At 62.6% G+C, this 15054-nt stretch carries 16 protein-coding genes; 1 reads left to right on the forward strand and 15 read right to left on the reverse strand.

The features are described 5' to 3' along the window. Positions 1-958: 958 nt before the first annotated feature. The 12 genes from OCX61_RS19845 to OCX61_RS19900 form a co-directional block, all read right to left on the reverse strand. A complete protein-coding gene (locus tag OCX61_RS19845; RefSeq protein ID WP_261941033.1) occupies positions 959-1741 on the reverse strand; it encodes a TatD family hydrolase in 783 nt (260 codons plus the stop codon). A 30-nt stretch (positions 1742-1771) separates the two neighbouring features. Next, entirely contained in the window at positions 1772-2758 is a 987-nt protein-coding gene (locus OCX61_RS19850) for a DNA polymerase III subunit delta' (RefSeq protein WP_261941034.1), read from the reverse strand. Continuing rightward, the gene (gene tmk, locus OCX61_RS19855; RefSeq protein ID WP_261941035.1) at positions 2751-3383 is read right to left on the reverse strand and encodes a dTMP kinase; all 633 of its coding nucleotides are present in this window, start codon (positions 3381-3383) and stop codon (positions 2751-2753) included. The genes OCX61_RS19850 and tmk overlap by 8 nt, the downstream gene beginning before the upstream one ends. Positions 3384-3392: 9 nt before the next feature. After that, the gene (gene mltG, locus OCX61_RS19860) at positions 3393-4520 is read right to left on the reverse strand and encodes an endolytic transglycosylase MltG (protein WP_261941036.1); all 1128 of its coding nucleotides are present in this window, start codon (positions 4518-4520) and stop codon (positions 3393-3395) included. 4 nt (positions 4521-4524) lie between these two features. After that, positions 4525-5340: an aminodeoxychorismate lyase gene (gene pabC, locus OCX61_RS19865; protein ID WP_261941037.1), complete on the reverse strand. Its 816-nt coding sequence runs from the start codon at positions 5338-5340 to the stop codon at positions 4525-4527. Next, positions 5340-6584 carry a beta-ketoacyl-ACP synthase II gene (fabF, locus tag OCX61_RS19870; RefSeq protein ID WP_261941038.1) on the reverse strand — a complete coding sequence of 415 codons (1245 nt, stop codon included), beginning with the start codon at positions 6582-6584 and terminating at the stop codon, positions 5340-5342. Before fabF ends, pabC begins: the two co-directional genes overlap by 1 nt. Positions 6585-6757: 173 nt before the next feature. After that, complete coding sequence (acpP, locus tag OCX61_RS19875) at positions 6758-6994, reverse strand: acyl carrier protein (protein ID WP_008096410.1); 237 nt, start codon at positions 6992-6994, stop codon at positions 6758-6760. Positions 6995-7197: 203 nt separating this feature from the next. Then, on the reverse strand, positions 7198-7938 hold the full coding sequence (gene fabG, locus OCX61_RS19880) for a 3-oxoacyl-ACP reductase FabG (RefSeq protein WP_261941039.1): 741 nt from the start codon (positions 7936-7938) through the stop codon (positions 7198-7200). 15 nt (positions 7939-7953) lie between these two features. Further along, the gene (fabD, locus tag OCX61_RS19885; RefSeq protein WP_261941040.1) at positions 7954-8892 is read right to left on the reverse strand and encodes an ACP S-malonyltransferase; all 939 of its coding nucleotides are present in this window, start codon (positions 8890-8892) and stop codon (positions 7954-7956) included. A gap of 127 nt (positions 8893-9019) precedes the next feature. Further along, a complete protein-coding gene (plsX, locus tag OCX61_RS19890; RefSeq protein ID WP_261941041.1) occupies positions 9020-10030 on the reverse strand; it encodes a phosphate acyltransferase PlsX in 1011 nt (336 codons plus the stop codon). A 3-nt stretch (positions 10031-10033) separates the two neighbouring features. Next, on the reverse strand, positions 10034-10216 hold the full coding sequence (gene rpmF, locus OCX61_RS19895) for a 50S ribosomal protein L32 (RefSeq protein WP_010223221.1): 183 nt from the start codon (positions 10214-10216) through the stop codon (positions 10034-10036). Positions 10217-10229: 13 nt separating this feature from the next. Continuing rightward, complete coding sequence (locus OCX61_RS19900) at positions 10230-10757, reverse strand: YceD family protein (protein WP_027919446.1); 528 nt, start codon at positions 10755-10757, stop codon at positions 10230-10232. Positions 10758-10853: 96 nt separating this feature from the next. Between OCX61_RS19900 and OCX61_RS19905 the strand changes: the two genes are divergently transcribed. After that, the gene (locus OCX61_RS19905; RefSeq protein WP_261941042.1) at positions 10854-11432 is read left to right on the forward strand and encodes a Maf family protein; all 579 of its coding nucleotides are present in this window, start codon (positions 10854-10856) and stop codon (positions 11430-11432) included. A gap of 293 nt (positions 11433-11725) precedes the next feature. Here the strand turns inward: OCX61_RS19905 and OCX61_RS19910 are convergent, their stop codons facing one another. Genes OCX61_RS19910 through rluC form a run of 3 tightly spaced genes read right to left on the reverse strand, consistent with a single transcriptional unit; the run spans position 11726 to position 14389 of the window. Next, on the reverse strand, positions 11726-12760 hold the full coding sequence (locus OCX61_RS19910; protein ID WP_261941043.1) for a S49 family peptidase: 1035 nt from the start codon (positions 12758-12760) through the stop codon (positions 11726-11728). Between the two features lie 2 nt (positions 12761-12762). Then, complete coding sequence (locus OCX61_RS19915; protein WP_261941044.1) at positions 12763-13443, reverse strand: HAD family hydrolase; 681 nt, start codon at positions 13441-13443, stop codon at positions 12763-12765. Then, entirely contained in the window at positions 13433-14389 is a 957-nt protein-coding gene (rluC, locus tag OCX61_RS19920; RefSeq protein ID WP_261941045.1) for a 23S rRNA pseudouridine(955/2504/2580) synthase RluC, read from the reverse strand. Before rluC ends, OCX61_RS19915 begins: the two co-directional genes overlap by 11 nt. Between the last annotated feature and the right edge of the window lie 665 nt (positions 14390-15054).

Here is a 15054-nt window from a genome sequence, read left to right on the forward strand (position 1 = left end):
AAGGTGCTCAGGGACCGCGTACCTTTGTTTTACTCCTAATGGTCTTAACCCGGATTCCCCCCCCAGAACCCGGGTTTTTTTTGCCCGAGACCAGATGCCAAGCTCTGGCTCTGGCTCTGGCTCTGGCTCTGGCTCTGCTTTTGCTTCTAAGCGCGCGATAGTTCAGGCGACGCAGAGTGCGACTTCAGGAGGCCGAACGCAGGCGTCTGGAGGGCCAGGGTGCGCAGCACCCCTTCGGCGTAGCCGAAGGCGCGAGATGTAGACTTGCGCAGCAAGTCGTAGGCCGCGCGGGCCCGGAAGGCGCCGGAGTGAGGGGACCCCGGAGCGCAGCGCAGGGGCCGGATGATGGGAGCCGGGGTTTTTGGTTACTTTTTGCCCAGTCAAAAAGTAACCCGCCGTAAGGGCGGAAAGGTGACTGTGCGTCGCCCTCGCAAATGAATGCGCTCGTAATAATCAAAACCACTGCGTGCGAGTTTTTCGCTTCAGCTTTTGGCTTTTGGCTTTTGGCTTTTGGCTTTTGGCTTTTAAAAGTGGGCTTTCAAAGCAGGTCTACATTCATTCGCCATGGTGGCGCTGAATCACCTTTTCGCCTTTACGGCGACCTACTTTTTGACTGGGCAAAAAGTAGGCAAAAACCCCCGCTCCCATCATCCGGCCCCTACGCTGCGCTCCGGGGTCCCCTCACTCCGGCGCCTTCCGGGCCCGCGCGGCCTACGACTTGCTGCGCAAGTCTACATCTCGCGCCTTCGGCTACGCCGAAGGGGTGCTACGCACCCTGGCCCTCCAGACGCCTGCGTTCGGCCTCCTGAAGTCGCACTCTGCGTCGCCTGAACTACCGCGCACTTAGAAGCAAAAGCAGAGCAAAAGCAGAGCAAAAGCAGAGCAAAAGCAGAGCAAAAGCAGAGCAAAAGCAGAGCAAAAGCAGAGCAAAAGCAGAGCAAAAGCGATTGGGCTGGGTTTAGGCCACTCGTGCAAGTGGGAACAGGCGCTTGAAGTTGCCGGTAGTCTGCTCGGCCAACTGGTCGTAGCTGACCCCGCGCAACGATGCCACATACTCCGCCACCTCCCGAACATACTGCGGCAGGTTCGGCTTGCCGCGATGCGGGATTGGCGCCAGGTAAGGCGAGTCGGTTTCCACCAGCAGGCGGTCGACCGGCACCTGCCGCGCCACCTCACGCAGGGCATCGGCATTGCGGAACGTGACGATGCCAGACAGCGAAATGTAATAACCCAGGTCCAGCGCCGCCTTGGCCATGTCCCAGTCTTCGGTGAAACAGTGCAGCACGCCCGCCTGCGGCAGGTTCGCTTCACGCAGCAACGCCAGCGTATCGGCACGGGCAGCACGGGTATGCACGATCACCGGCTTGCCAGTCTGGCGCGAAGCTTCCAGGTGCAGGCGGAACGACGCCTGCTGCAACTCGGCGGCTTCCGGCTCGTAGTGGTAATCCAGGCCAGTTTCACCGATCGCCACCACATGCGGGTGCGCCAGCTCGCGCAGCAGCCATTCCAGCGCCGGCGTCTCGCCCGGCGCCAGGTCCAGCGGGTGAATACCGACCGAGCAGTCGACATCGACGTACTGCTCACTCAGCGCCTTCACCGCCCCGGCATTTTCGGCGCTGACGCCAATGCACAGGAAATGCCCGACCCCACGCTCGCGCGCCGCCTGCAGGGCAGCATCGAGGGAGCCCTGGTGGGCGCTCAGGTCAAGACGGTCGAGATGGCAATGGGAATCTACGAGCATGGCAGGCGGCACACATGAAAAGATGGAAAATCAGCGGGAACCCGGCAGCTGTACCCAATGGGCCAGCAAGGCTTCCAGCAGCAAAACGCGATTGAGGTTGGCTTTACCGAGCACCTTCTGGCGCTGTTCAAGGATCCACGCCTGGACTTCCAGCACCTTACCCTGACGAGCCTTCTGCGCCAGGTATTGCACTACCTTGCGCATGTCGGCCAAACCTAACCCGTCTTCATCCTGGGTCAACTGGTAGCGCAGAATCAGGTGCGACCAGTCGCAGAACCAGTCGAACAACAGCAACAACGGTACGTTGCTCCAGGCCTCGGCCAACTGGCTGGGCGATTGCTGCTGCTTGAGCAGCTTCTTCACCCCGTCGGTCACCAGAGCCCTTTGCTCACGCACACCTTGAGCTTGCAGACTCACGGCCATCAACGGCGACCCGGCGGCCAGCGTCAGCAGCTCCTCGCGCTCTGCCTCATCGCTGTCGGTCAATGCCGTGGCCAGCCAGGCCTGGCTCTGTGCCTGGCTTGGCTGCGGACAGACGACTTGCTGACAGCGGCTCTTGATGGTGGGCAGCAGCCGACTGGGCTGATGACTGACCAGCAGCAACACAGTATCGCCCGAAGGCTCCTCCAGGCTCTTGAGCAAGGCGTTGGAAGCGTTGACGTTCATCGCCTCGACCGGCTCGATCAACACCACTTTACGCCCGCCCAGCTGCGCCGTCTGCACCACGAACGACACCAGTTCACGTACCTGGTCCACCTTGATCGGCTTATCGGCTTCTTCCGGTTCCAGCACGAAGTTGTCCGGGTGGCTGCCAGCCTTGAGCAACAGACACGATTTGCACTGCCCACAGGCATCCAGCCCCTGCGGCTGCTGGCATAGCAGGCGCGCCATCAGCCGCTCGGCCAAGGCGCGTTTGCCGATGCCCTGCGGGCCATGCAGCAGGTAGGCATGGGCGTGCCGGGCACGCCCGGCCAGTTGCTGCCAGAGCGCCTGCTGCCAGGGGTAGGCCTCAGCCACGGCAACGCCCCACGATGGCCGGCAGCAGTGCATCGATGGCGCGCTGCACGGCTTCCAGTGGCTGCGCAGCGTCGAGCAGGCTGTAGCGCTGGGGTTCGCTCTGGGCGCGCTGCAGATAGGCTTGGCGCACGGCCTCGAAGAAGGCCTGGCCTTCCTGCTCGAAACGGTCCAGGCGGCCGCGCGCGGCGGCACGGGCCAGGCCGACTTCCACCGGCAGGTCGAAGACCAGGGTCAGGTCCGGGCGCAGATCACCTTGGACGAACTGCTCCAAGGTAGCGATACGCGCCACGGACAGTCCGCGACCACCGCCCTGGTAGGCGTAGGTGGCATCGGTGAAGCGATCGCACAGGACCACCGCACCACGGGCCAGCGCCGGGCGAATCACCTGGGCCAGGTGCTGGGCGCGGGCAGCGAATACCAACAGCAGTTCGGTGTCCGCCGCCATGGCTTCATCGCTTGGCGCCAGCAACAGCTCACGAACCTTTTCTGCCAATGGCGTACCACCAGGCTCCCGCGTCAGTACCACGTCCAGGCCCTGCTCTCGCAGGCGTGCGGCCAGGTAATCGCGGTTGGTGCTCTTGCCCGCGCCTTCGGGGCCTTCCAGGGTAATAAACAAGCCGCTCACAGGCAGTCCTTAATATTGTTCGTCGGGCGCCGGCGCGTCAGCCGGTGCAGCCTCGTCGGCCGGATCCTGCACAGCAGGCTCGGCCGGGTCCTCGGATGGCGATTGCGGCGCCGGACTGGACCGGTAATCCGCACGACGCTTGAGCTGAAACTCGCGCACCGCCGAGTTGTGATCATCCAGGTCATCGGAGAACACGTGGCTGCCATCGCCGCGGGCGACGAAGTACAGGCTGGTGCCATCGGACGGATTGAGCGCGGCATGGATTGCCTCGCGCCCGACCATGGCGATCGGCGTCGGTGGCAGGCCAGTCATGGTGTAGGTGTTGTAAGGCGTCGGTTCGCGCAGGTCGGCGCGGGTAATCTTGCCGTTGTAACGCTCACCCATGCCGTAGATCACCGTCGGATCGGTCTGCAGCATCATGCCCAGGCGCAAGCGGCGGACGAAAACGCCGGCAATCTGCCCGCGCTCCTGCGGGATGCCGGTTTCCTTCTCCACCAGCGAGGCCATGATCAAAGCCTGGTAAGGGTCGCGGTAAGGCAGGTCGGTGGTGCGCTCTGCCCACTCCTTGGCCAGCACTTCATCCAGGCGCATATACGCCTGCTGCAGCAACTCGACGTCGCTCATGCCACGCACGAAGCGGTAGGTGTCCGGGAAGAAGCGGCCTTCAGGGAACACGCCGGTGTGGCCGAGCTTGTCCATCACTTCGGCGTCGGAAAGCCCTTCGAGTGTATGCTTGATCTTCTCGTGCCTGGCCACCGCCGAGCGCACCTGGCGGAAGGTCCAGCCTTCGACCAGGGTCAGGTTGTACTGCACCACGTCGGCACGGCGCCAGGCGTCGAACAGTGCTTCCACGGTCATGCCAGGGGTCAGGCGATACTCGCCAGTATGCAACTGCGTGCCGGCCATGTTGAAGCGCCAATAGAGGCGCAGCCAGACGGCATCATCGAGCAAGCCCTCGGCCTGCATGCGATAGAACATGCGGTTGGGGTTGGTGCCACTGGGCACGTCGAGCAGGCGCTCTTCGGCCACATGCAGTGGCTGCTCCAGCACCGAGTTGATCTTCCACGCCGACCAGCCCAGGGCCAGGCCGGCGAGGATCAAGCCCATTTCCAGCAGCAGCAGGAATTTGCGTCTCACGAATTCAGGTATCCAGTAACGTACGGGCAACGGCCTGCAGTTTACGGGTGAGCGGTCCCGGCGGCCAGTTCAGCGCGGCAATTGCACGCACAGGCCAGACGCCGTAGACACTGTTGCAGACGAATACTTCATCCGCCTGTTGCAGTTCGTCGAACGCGATATCACGCACCTGTACCACCATGCCCAGTAGCTGCGCCTGCTCCAGCAAGGCACCACGCATCACGCCGGCAACGCCGCAACGGCTGAGGTCCGCCGTAAGCAGCACGCCATCACGCACCAGAAACAGGTTGCTGTATACGCCTTCGACCACCCTGCCCTGCCCGTCACGCATCAGGCCTTCGGCATGCTCGCTGTCCTGCCATTCGGCACGGGCCAGCACCTGCTCCAGGCGATTGAGGTGTTTGAGCCCGGCCAGCAACGGTTGTTCCCCAAGCCGGGTCTGGCAAGGGAACAGCCGTACGCCCAGCTCGGCATGTTCGACAGGATAGCTGGGCAGCGGGCTGCCCTGGAGAATCCGGCGCGGCGCAACGCCGGCAAGCGGCGCGTAGCCACGCTGGCTGTCACCACGGGTGAGGACCAGCTTGGCGACACCGTCACCGAGCTGGCTGGCAAAGCGCAGGATTTCATCACGCAGCAGCGCCAGGTCGGCGTCGATGGCCAGGCGCTGACAACCCAGCGCCAGGCGGGCCAGATGGCCGTCCAGCAGGCTGGGCCGGCCACCGCGCACGGCGATGGTCTCGAACAGGCCATCGCCGTAGGCCAGGCCGCGGTTCTGCAAGTTGATCGCAGTCGCGGGCTGGCCGTCGATCCAGCTGTGCATCAACCGGCGAACCGGCGGAACACCAGCGAACCGTTGGTGCCGCCAAAGCCGAACGAGTTGGACAGCACCACATCGATCGGCATGCTGCGCGCCTGGTGCGGCACGAAGTCGAGGTCGCACCCTTCGTCCGGCTCGTCGAGGTTGATGGTCGGCGGCGCCATCTGGCTGTTGATTGCCAGCACGCTGAAGATCGCCTCTACCGCACCGGCGGCGCCGAGCAAGTGACCGGTCATCGACTTGGTCGAGCTGACGGCCAGCTTGTAGGCATGATCACCGAACACGCGCTTGATCGCCGCGACTTCGGCGATATCACCGGCCGGCGTCGAGGTACCGTGGGCGTTGATGTAGCTGACCTCGTCAGGCTGGATGCCAGCATCGCGCAGGGCGTTGGCCATGCAACGGGCCGCACCTTCACCGCTGTCGGGCGGCGAGGTCATGTGGTAGGCGTCACCGCTCATGCCGAAACCGACCAGCTCGGCATAGATGGTCGCACCGCGGGCCTTGGCGTGTTCGAGCTCTTCGAGCACCAGGGCGCCGGCACCGTCGGACAGCACGAAGCCATCACGGCCTTTGTCCCAGGGACGGCTGGCACGGGTTGGCTCATCGTTGCGGGTCGACAGCGCACGGGAGGCACCAAAGCCGCCCATGCCCAGGCCACAGGCGGCCATTTCGGCGCCACCGGCGATCATCACGTCGGCTTCACCGTAGGCAATGTTGCGCGCGGCCATGCCGATGCAGTGGGTGCCAGTGGTGCATGCGGTGGCAATGGCGTAGTTCGGCCCCTGCAGCCCCAGGTGGATCGACAGAAAACCGGAGATCATGTTGATGATCGAACCCGGCACGAAGAACGGCGAAATGCGGCGCGGGCCCTGCTCGTGCAAGGTACGGCTGGTTTCTTCGATGTTGGTCAGGCCGCCGATACCCGAGCCCATGGCCACGCCAATGCGCTCACGGTTGGCGTCGGTGACTTCCAGGCCGGCGTTACGCACCGCCTGGAAACCGGCCGCCAGGCCGTACTGGATGAACAGGTCGAGCTTGCGGGCCTCTTTGGCCGACAGGTACTGCTCAACCTCGAAGCCTTTCACCGAGCCGCCAAAACGGGTGGAGTAGGCAGACAGGTCCGTGTGTTCGATCGGACCAATGCCACTGCGGCCAGCCAGAATGCCCTGCCAAGTGCTCGGTACATCGGTACCCAGTGGCGACAGCATACCCATACCGGTGACCACGACGCGTCTACGCGACACAGTACTCTCCTTTTCTAATCACAGAGTTTCTTGCCATTGCATTCAAGCAATGGAATGAAATGGCAACAAGCTCTCGACGCGAGTGAAGCAACGCTGAAGGCTCGCAAAGAAAAAACCGCACGCCAGCAAAGGCAGTGCGGTTCTTCTCGACAAGAAGCGTCGACTACAACGTCTTAGGCCTTGTGGCTGTTGACGTAGTCGATGGCAGCTTGAACGGTAGTGATCTTCTCGGCTTCTTCGTCAGGGATTTCGGTCTCGAATTCCTCTTCCAGAGCCATCACCAGCTCAACGGTGTCAAGCGAATCGGCACCCAGGTCATCGACGAAGGACTTCTCGTTGGTCACTTCCTCTTCCTTGACGCCCAGTTGCTCGGCGACGATTTTCTTGACGCGTTCTTCGATGGTGCTCATACCTAGTTTTCACTCCTAATGGACATATGTCAGGCAGCTGGCCGGTGACCAAGTTTATAGAAAGACGTTCGCTTTTCAAGCGGAACGCACCTTCCCTTTAGCCACTGCACCCGCTGCCTGGAATCTGGTTGCAGCTTTATAACGGATTTTAGGCTCGCAGTATGACTCTTTTTTGAAGCAATCCGTCACATTGCGTTGCAGTTTTACATGTACATCCCGCCGTTGACCGGCACGGTAGCGCCGGTAACGTAGCCTGCGCCGTCCGACGCCAGGAACGAAACCACCTTGGCAATTTCGTCAGCCTGACCCAGGCGGCCCAGCGGAATCTGGGTCTGCAGGGCTTCGCGCTGCGCTTCTGGCAGCTCGCGAGTCATGTCGGTGTCGATGAAGCCCGGGGTCACCGAGTTGACGGTGATGCCACGCGAGCCCACTTCACGCGCCAGGGCGCGGCTGAAGCCTTCGAGGCCGGCCTTGGCCGCCGCGTAGTTGGCCTGGCCGGCGTTGCCCATGGCACCGACGACCGAACCGATGCTGATGATACGACCCCAACGCGCCTTGGTCATGCCACGCAGCACGCCCTTGGACAGACGGTAGAGGCTGTTCAGGTTGGTGTCGATCACGTCGAACCACTCGTCGTCCTTCATGCGCAGCATGAGGTTGTCGCGAGTGATACCCGCATTGTTGACCAGAATGGTCGGCGCACCGAACTGCTCGCCGATGGCGCCCAGCACTGCTTCCACGGACTCGGCGCTGGTGACGTTCAGCTCCATGCCGGTGCCGGCGATACCATGCTCTTTCAGGGTGGCAGCGATGCGCTCGGCACCGGAAGCCGACGTAGCGGTACCGATCACGGTCGCGCCCTGGCGGCCCAGCTCGAGGGCGATGGCCTGGCCAATACCACGGCTGGCGCCGGTGACCAGTGCAACTTTACCTTGCAGGCTCATGCAAGCTTCTCCAAATCAGGCCAGCGCCGCACGGGTGGCGGCGACAGCGTCAGGGGTATTGAGGTTGTAGGTGGTCACGCCGTCAGCGCAACGCTTGTTCAGGCCAGCCAGAACCTTGCCCGGGCCGCACTCGACCAGGTTGACCGCGCCATTGGCAGCCAGGGTCTGTACGCACTCGACCCAGCGTACCGGCTGGTACAGCTGCGCCAGCAGGTCCTGCTTCAGGGCATCGAGGTCGGCAGCGATGGCGGCGGTGACGTTCTGCACCACCGGGATCTGCGGGGCCTTCCATTCGATGGCATTGACCGATTCGGCGAAACGCTCGGCGGCCGGCTTCATCAGGGCGCAATGCGACGGCACGCTGACCGCCAGCGGCAAAGCGCGCTTGGCACCGGCCTCTTTGCACAGCTCGATGGCACGGTCCACTGCAGCCTTGTTGCCAGCGATCACGACCTGGCCTGGCGAGTTGAAGTTTACCGCGCTGACCACTTCATCTTCAGCGGCCTTGGCACAGATCTCGACCACCACCGCGTCATCCAGGCCCAGAATCGCCGCCATGGCACCGTGACCGGCCGGCACGGCCTCCTGCATCAGTTCGCCACGGCGCTTGACCAGCTTCACCGCCTCTTTCAGCGACAGGCTGCCAGCGGCGACCAGCGCGCTGTATTCACCCAGGCTGTGACCAGAGACGAAGGCCGGCTGCGCGCCACCCTCTTCCAGCCACAGCCGCCACAGGGCGATGGAGGCGGTAAGGATCGCCGGCTGGGTCTTGTCGGTTTGATTGAGTTTTTCTTCCGGCCCGTTCTGAACCAGGTCCCACAGGTCGTAGCCCAGAGCTTCGGAGGCCTCCTTGAAGGTCTCGATGATCACCGGCTTTTCAGCGCCCAGCTCTTTGAGCATGCCCAGCGACTGGGAACCTTGACCGGGAAAGACGAATGCGAGGGATGCAGACATTGAACAAGCCCTTATGATCTTGTCGTCGGATAGGGTGCGCCAAGCCGTGGGCCAGACGCGGAATCTGAAAACTTGGATGGAAACGGAAACTGAGCGGTCACATTTAAGCACTTCATCGGCGAAATGCCTAAGGCAACAGGTCTTCGAGGCGGCCATGCAACCGCTGCGGGAGGTTTTCCTGGATCTCGATCAGCGCCCGCTGGATCGCGCTCTGAAAGCCCTGCACACCTGCCGAGCCATGGCTCTTGATGACGATGCCCTGCAGGCCGAGGAAGCTCGCGCCATTGTGCCGCGCCGGCGCCAGGTCGGCCTGCAGCCGCTTGAGCAGCGGCATCGCCACCGCCCCGGCCACCCGCGACAACGCGCCGCCCTTGAACAGCTTTTCGATACGCTCGCCGATCATGGTCGCCAGGCCTTCGCTGGACTTGAGCAGGATGTTGCCGACGAAGCCGTCGCACACCACCACATCCGCCTCGCCACGGTACAGGCCGTCACCTTCGACGAAACCGACGTAATTCAGGCCGCGGGCGTTCTGCAGCAACGTGGCCGCCAGCTTGACCTGCTGGTTGCCCTTGATGTCCTCGGTACCAATGTTCAACAGCGCCACGCGCGGCCGGTGAATACCCAAGGCCTGGGCAGCCACGGAGCCCATGACGGCGAACTGGTAGAGGTTTTCGGCACTGCAGTCGACGTTGGCTCCCAGGTCGAGCAGCTGGCAATAACCCGCCTGGGTCGGGATCGCCGCGACCATTGCCGGCCGATCGATACCCGGCAGGGTCTTGAGCACGAAACGCGACAACGCCATCAGCGCCCCGGTATTGCCGGCGCTGACGCAGGCCTGGGCCTTGCCGTCCCGCACCAGTTCAAGGGCGATGCGCATCGACGAATCCGGCTTGCCACGCAATGCCTGCGATGGCCGCTCGTCCATACCGACCACCTCACTGGCGGCGACAATCTGCAGACGCGCGCGATCCGCAGCCGCAAGGCCGCTGACAAGATCTTCAAGGAGGGAGGGTTGACCGACGAGGGTCAGGTGCAGCGAGGGAGTAGCCGAAAGGCAGGCAATGCTAGCCTGGACAATGCTGCGGGGACCGAAGTCCCCGCCCATTGCGTCGATCGCGATGATCTGAGCGGACAAGGATTACTCGTCAGCGCCCTTGTCGATCACTTTGCGACCACGGTATACGCCTTCTGGCGAAACGTGGTGACGCAGGTGTACTTCACCGGTGGTCTTTTCTACCGACAGCGCGTTTTCCGACAGGGCGTCGTGCGAACGGCGCATGTCACGGGCAGAGCGGGATTTTTTGTTCTGCTGAACAGCCATAATTGATTAACTCCTAAACGTTTGGGTCACGCTTTAACTGCGCCAAAACACTGAACGGGTTGGACCGCGATACCTCGTCCTTGCTCGATTCGGGCTCGTCTGCGCCCGCCGGCTGCTGGCATTCTTCCGGATGATGAGCAGGCACGATAGGCAAGGCGAGCAGCAGCTCCTCCTCGACCAAGGCCTGCAGATCCAAAGGATCTTCGCCCAGTTCCAGCACGTCATAGCCTTTCGGCAACGACTGGGTATTCGCACCCTCCTTCACCACGGCGTAAGTACATTCGCTGTGGATCGGCAGGGTGACCAGCTCAAGACAACGCTGGCAAACCATTTTGACCTCGACGTCCAGCTCGCTGTGGATAACCACCACGTGCTGTTCATCTCGTTCAAAATCGAACTTCGCCTGCACCGTACCGACATCGTCGGAAAGCGGGTCGCAGAGTCTTTCCAAATCAGCGAGTTGCAGCGTACCAGTGATGGATACGCCTCGATCGGCTAATTTGCGCGGGTCAACGTGAGGTGGAATCGGGTCATTCAACATAGGCGCAGCATTCTAGGGATGCCCCCCGCCCCTGTCAAAGGAAATTCGGCGGCATCTCGCATGTTAGAATCAGGTTCAACTGACCAGGAGTCTATCATGCTGCCTCTGTTGCTGGCTTCCAGCTCTGCCTACCGGCGCGAACTGCTCGCGCGCCTGCGCCTGCCCTTCACCTGGGCAAGCCCCGACCTAGACGAGCGGCGCCTGGCTGACGAGCCCGCCGTGGAACTGGTACGGCGCCTGGCCAGGCAAAAAGCCGAGGCACTTGCCGAGAGCCATCCACAGCACCTGATCATCGGCTCCGACCAGGTGGCAGTGCTGGGCGAGCAGATCCTCGGCAAGCCGCACACCTTCGAGCGCGCCTGCGAGCAGTTGCTCGAAGCCAGCGGCCAGCAAGTGACCTTCCTGACCGGGCTGGCACTGCTCAATACCGCGACCGGGCAGCGCCAGGTCGACTGTGTGCCGTTCACGGTGACGATGCGCGAGCTGGATCGGGAGCGTGTGGAGCGCTATGTGGCAGCGGAGCAGCCGCTGGATTGCGCAGGGAGCTTCAAGGCGGAGGGATTGGGGGTGAGCTTGTTTCAGAGCACCCATGGGTGCGATGCGACCAGCCTGATCGGGCTGCCGCTGATTCGGCTGGTGGATATGCTGACCAAGGAAGGGGTGGTGGTTCCTTGAGCCTGGCTTGAGGGTTATGGCGCCTGTGAGATCGAGCGCCGCCCGCGCGGCGCTTCGCGAGCTGCGCTCGCTCCTACGTTTGTTTCGGGCCAATTATTTCTGTGGGATTTGCGCGCGGACGCTTTGGCACACGACTGGATATCGCGCCATGCCACCAAGGCGGTCGCGCGCGCCTGTCACAGGCGATACTGGCCCGAAACAAACGTAGGAGCGAGCGCAGCTCGCGATGCGCCGCGCGGGCGGCGCTCGATCTCACACCCGACACAAACCCCAAGACAGGCACCCTGCAGCATTCAGCGCAACTGCGGCCCCTGGAACCCCATCCACATGGCCAGATGCTCAGCCACACTGGCACCAATACGCTTGGAGAAGCGATCGAACGGCGATTCCTGCACGGTGTAATCGACCAACTCCTTCTCACCTACGATTTCCCGCGCCACATAGCTGGCACTGCCAAGCCCATCCACCAGCCCCAGCGCCTTGGCCTGCTCACCCGACCAGACCAGGCCGCTGAACAACTCCGGATGCTCCTTGTCCTTCAGGCGATCCCCCCGCCCCTGCTTGACCATGGCAATGAACTGCTGGTGCGTGGTGTCCAGCACGCCCTGCCAGAACGCGCGCTCATCAGGCTTTTCTGGCGAGAACGGATCAAGGAACGCCTTGTGCTCACCAGCGGTGTAGGTCCGACGCTCGACGCCCAGCTTTTCCATTGAGCCCACAAAGCCATAACCGGCCGCTGTCACACCAATCGAACCGACCAGGCTGGCCTTGTCGGCATAGATCTCATCCGCCGCGCTGGCGATGTAGTAGGCACCCGAAGCCCCCAGATCAGTGATTACCGCATACAACTTGATATCCGGGTGCTCGCCACGCAGGCGGCGCATCTCGTCGTACACATAACCCGCCTGCACCGGGCTGCCGCCAGGGCTGTTGATGCGCATGACCACCGCTTTGGTCTTGGGGTCCTTGAACGCATCGCGCAAGCTCTTGACCAGGTTATCGGCACTGGCGGCCTCCTGATCGGCAATCACCCCGCGCACTTCTACCAGGGCCGTGTGATTGCCGCTGCGCGTGGCAGCCTTGTCCATGTCCATCAAGGGCGTAAACAGCACCAGAATGCCAAACAGGTAGACGAAGGTCAGCAGCTTGAAGAAGATCCCCCAGCGCCGGGCCCGGCGCTGCTCCTGAACACCCGCCAGCAGGGTCTTTTCCAGCAGTTTCCAGCTCTTCTGCTCGACACGAGCCTCTTCGTTCTGCGCTTCACGCGCCTCGCGAGCGAGGCGCTCCTCTTCGGTTTCGTTAACCGGCGCTTTCCACTCGTCAGCCATGCTCACCTACCTTGGAATTGGACTTGCCTGGAACCGCCCAGCCACTCGCGCAGCTGGGAAAAATGATCGATGCACACCTGCGGGCCAAACTCGGCCAGCGCCTGCAGCGACATGGCACCATAGCCCACCGCCACCGAATGCATGCCGGCGTTGCTAGCCATCTGCAGGTCGAATGCCGAATCTCCGACCATCAGCGCCCGCCCGGGTTCGACACCACAATGCCCGAGGATTTGCTCGAGCATCAGCGGGTGGGGCTTGCCACGGGTTTCGTCGGCGGCACGGGTGATGTCGAAGAATTGCTCCCAGCCATTGGCCTTGAGCACGCGATCCAGCCCGCGGCGCGCCTTGCCGGTTGCCACCGCCAGGCGATAGCCCTCGGCGCGGAAAGCATCCAGCGACTCGACCACACCTTCGAACAGCGGCGAAGGCTGCTGGTCCAGGGCCATATAGATGTCGGCGTAGTGCTGGCGGAAGGTTTCGACTTGCAGTGGATCCAGGTGCGGATACAACGTCGCAATGGCCTCCCCCAGCGCCAGGCCGATGATGCCCTTGACGGCATCCTCAGGGCTGGGCGCCTCCCCAGCACGCTCGGCAGCGGCATTCATCGCCTCGACGATGCGGCCGATGGAGTCGGCCAGGGTGCCATCCCAATCGAAAATCAGTAACTCATAGTCACGCCGCACTGAGTCGCTCCACGGTTTTCGCCCACACTTCATCAACAGGCGCCTCGAGCTTGAGCTCGCCGCCATCGGGCAGCGGCACGGTCAGGGCATAGGCATGCAGGAACAGCCGCTTGCCACCCAGCTCGCGGATCTCGCGGCTGAAGTCCTCGTCGCCATACTTGCTGTCACCGGCAATCATGTGCCCGGCATGCAGGGTATGCACGCGAATCTGGTGGGTGCGACCGGTGATCGGGCGCGCCTCGACAATGGTGGCAAACTCGCCGAAGCGGCGCAGCACGCGGAACAGGGTCAGCGCTTCCTTGCCCTCGTCATTGACTTCGACCATGCGCTCACCGGAGCGCAGGTTGCTCTTGAGCAGTGGCGCATTGACCTGCTTCTTCGAGGTCGGCCAGTGGCCACGCACCAGCGCCATGTAGCGTTTGTCCACGCCGTCGCCACGCAGGGCGGCGTGCAGGTGGCGCAACATGCTGCGCTTCTTGGCGATCATCAGCAGGCCCGAGGTGTCGCGGTCCAGGCGATGCACCAGCTCCAGCTCCTTGGCGTCCGGACGCAGCTGGCGCAGCGCCTCGATCACGCCAAAGCTCAGGCCGCTGCCGCCATGCACGGCAATACCGGCTGGCTTGTTCATCACGATCAGCGCCTTGTCTTCGTAGACGATGGCTGCTTCCAGGCGCTGCAGCAGGCCCTGGGCCACCGGCGCCGGCTCGTCACGCTCGGGCAACCGGACAGGCGGCACGCGCACGATATCGCCGGCCTGAATCTTGTACTCGGGTTTGACCCGCCCCTTGTTGACCCGCACCTCACCCTTGCGCAGGATGCGGTAGACCAGGGTCTTGGGCACGCCCTTGAGCGCCGTGATGAGGAAATTGTCAATGCGTTGGCCGGCAAGTTCCGGCGCGACTTCGATCAGCTGAACGCCGGAAGTCGGAGGGGTATTGGTCGTCATGGCGGGGATCATAACAATTATTTATGGAATTGAAGCACTTAATCATTACTGCTATAGTCGCGAACGCCGCCAAAAGCGGCAGGCCAGTGAAACCAGGCCCTGGGCCGGTTCCTGACCTACGCAGTTCTCCAGGACGCGAGGCCGTCCTACGGGGTTTTCGCCAGTTTACCGAATTGCCTGGAATCGCCACCAGCGCTGTGTAGAGAAGACCGAAAAAAAACGACAAGTGTGGTTTTTCACCTGCTTCCCGATTCTTTTCGCTGCACCTCTGCCCGCCCCGTCGCTTCCACGCAACGCAAGGCGAATGCTTCGGAAATACCTGCCTTGGATATGTAATGGCGTCAGCTCCCATTCGAAGCTGGCGAAAAATGCAACCCGTTGCGGATTCAGCGCGCGGCAGCACCCGAATTATCAGGGATACGTGCAGGGTGGAGATGCACAGCCCTCGGACCGTGTAGCAGATGCCTCGAGCGTCCACGGCCGACGGTTGATTCCTCCTCCTGACTGAGTGCACGAGGCCCGCTTGGTTGATTCGGATACCCATTCGAAACCACCGGGGCCTGGTTGGCACCGCAGCAAACAGGACGCGTCGTCGCGACAACGGCAGGCTGGGCAACCGGCTGGTGCCGAACGTTGCTCGACACGGGGGTGGCCCAGCCACCCTT

It is taken from the genome of Pseudomonas sp. LRP2-20, assembly GCF_024349685.1.
In the GTDB taxonomy this organism is placed as follows: domain Bacteria; phylum Pseudomonadota; class Gammaproteobacteria; order Pseudomonadales; family Pseudomonadaceae; genus Aquipseudomonas.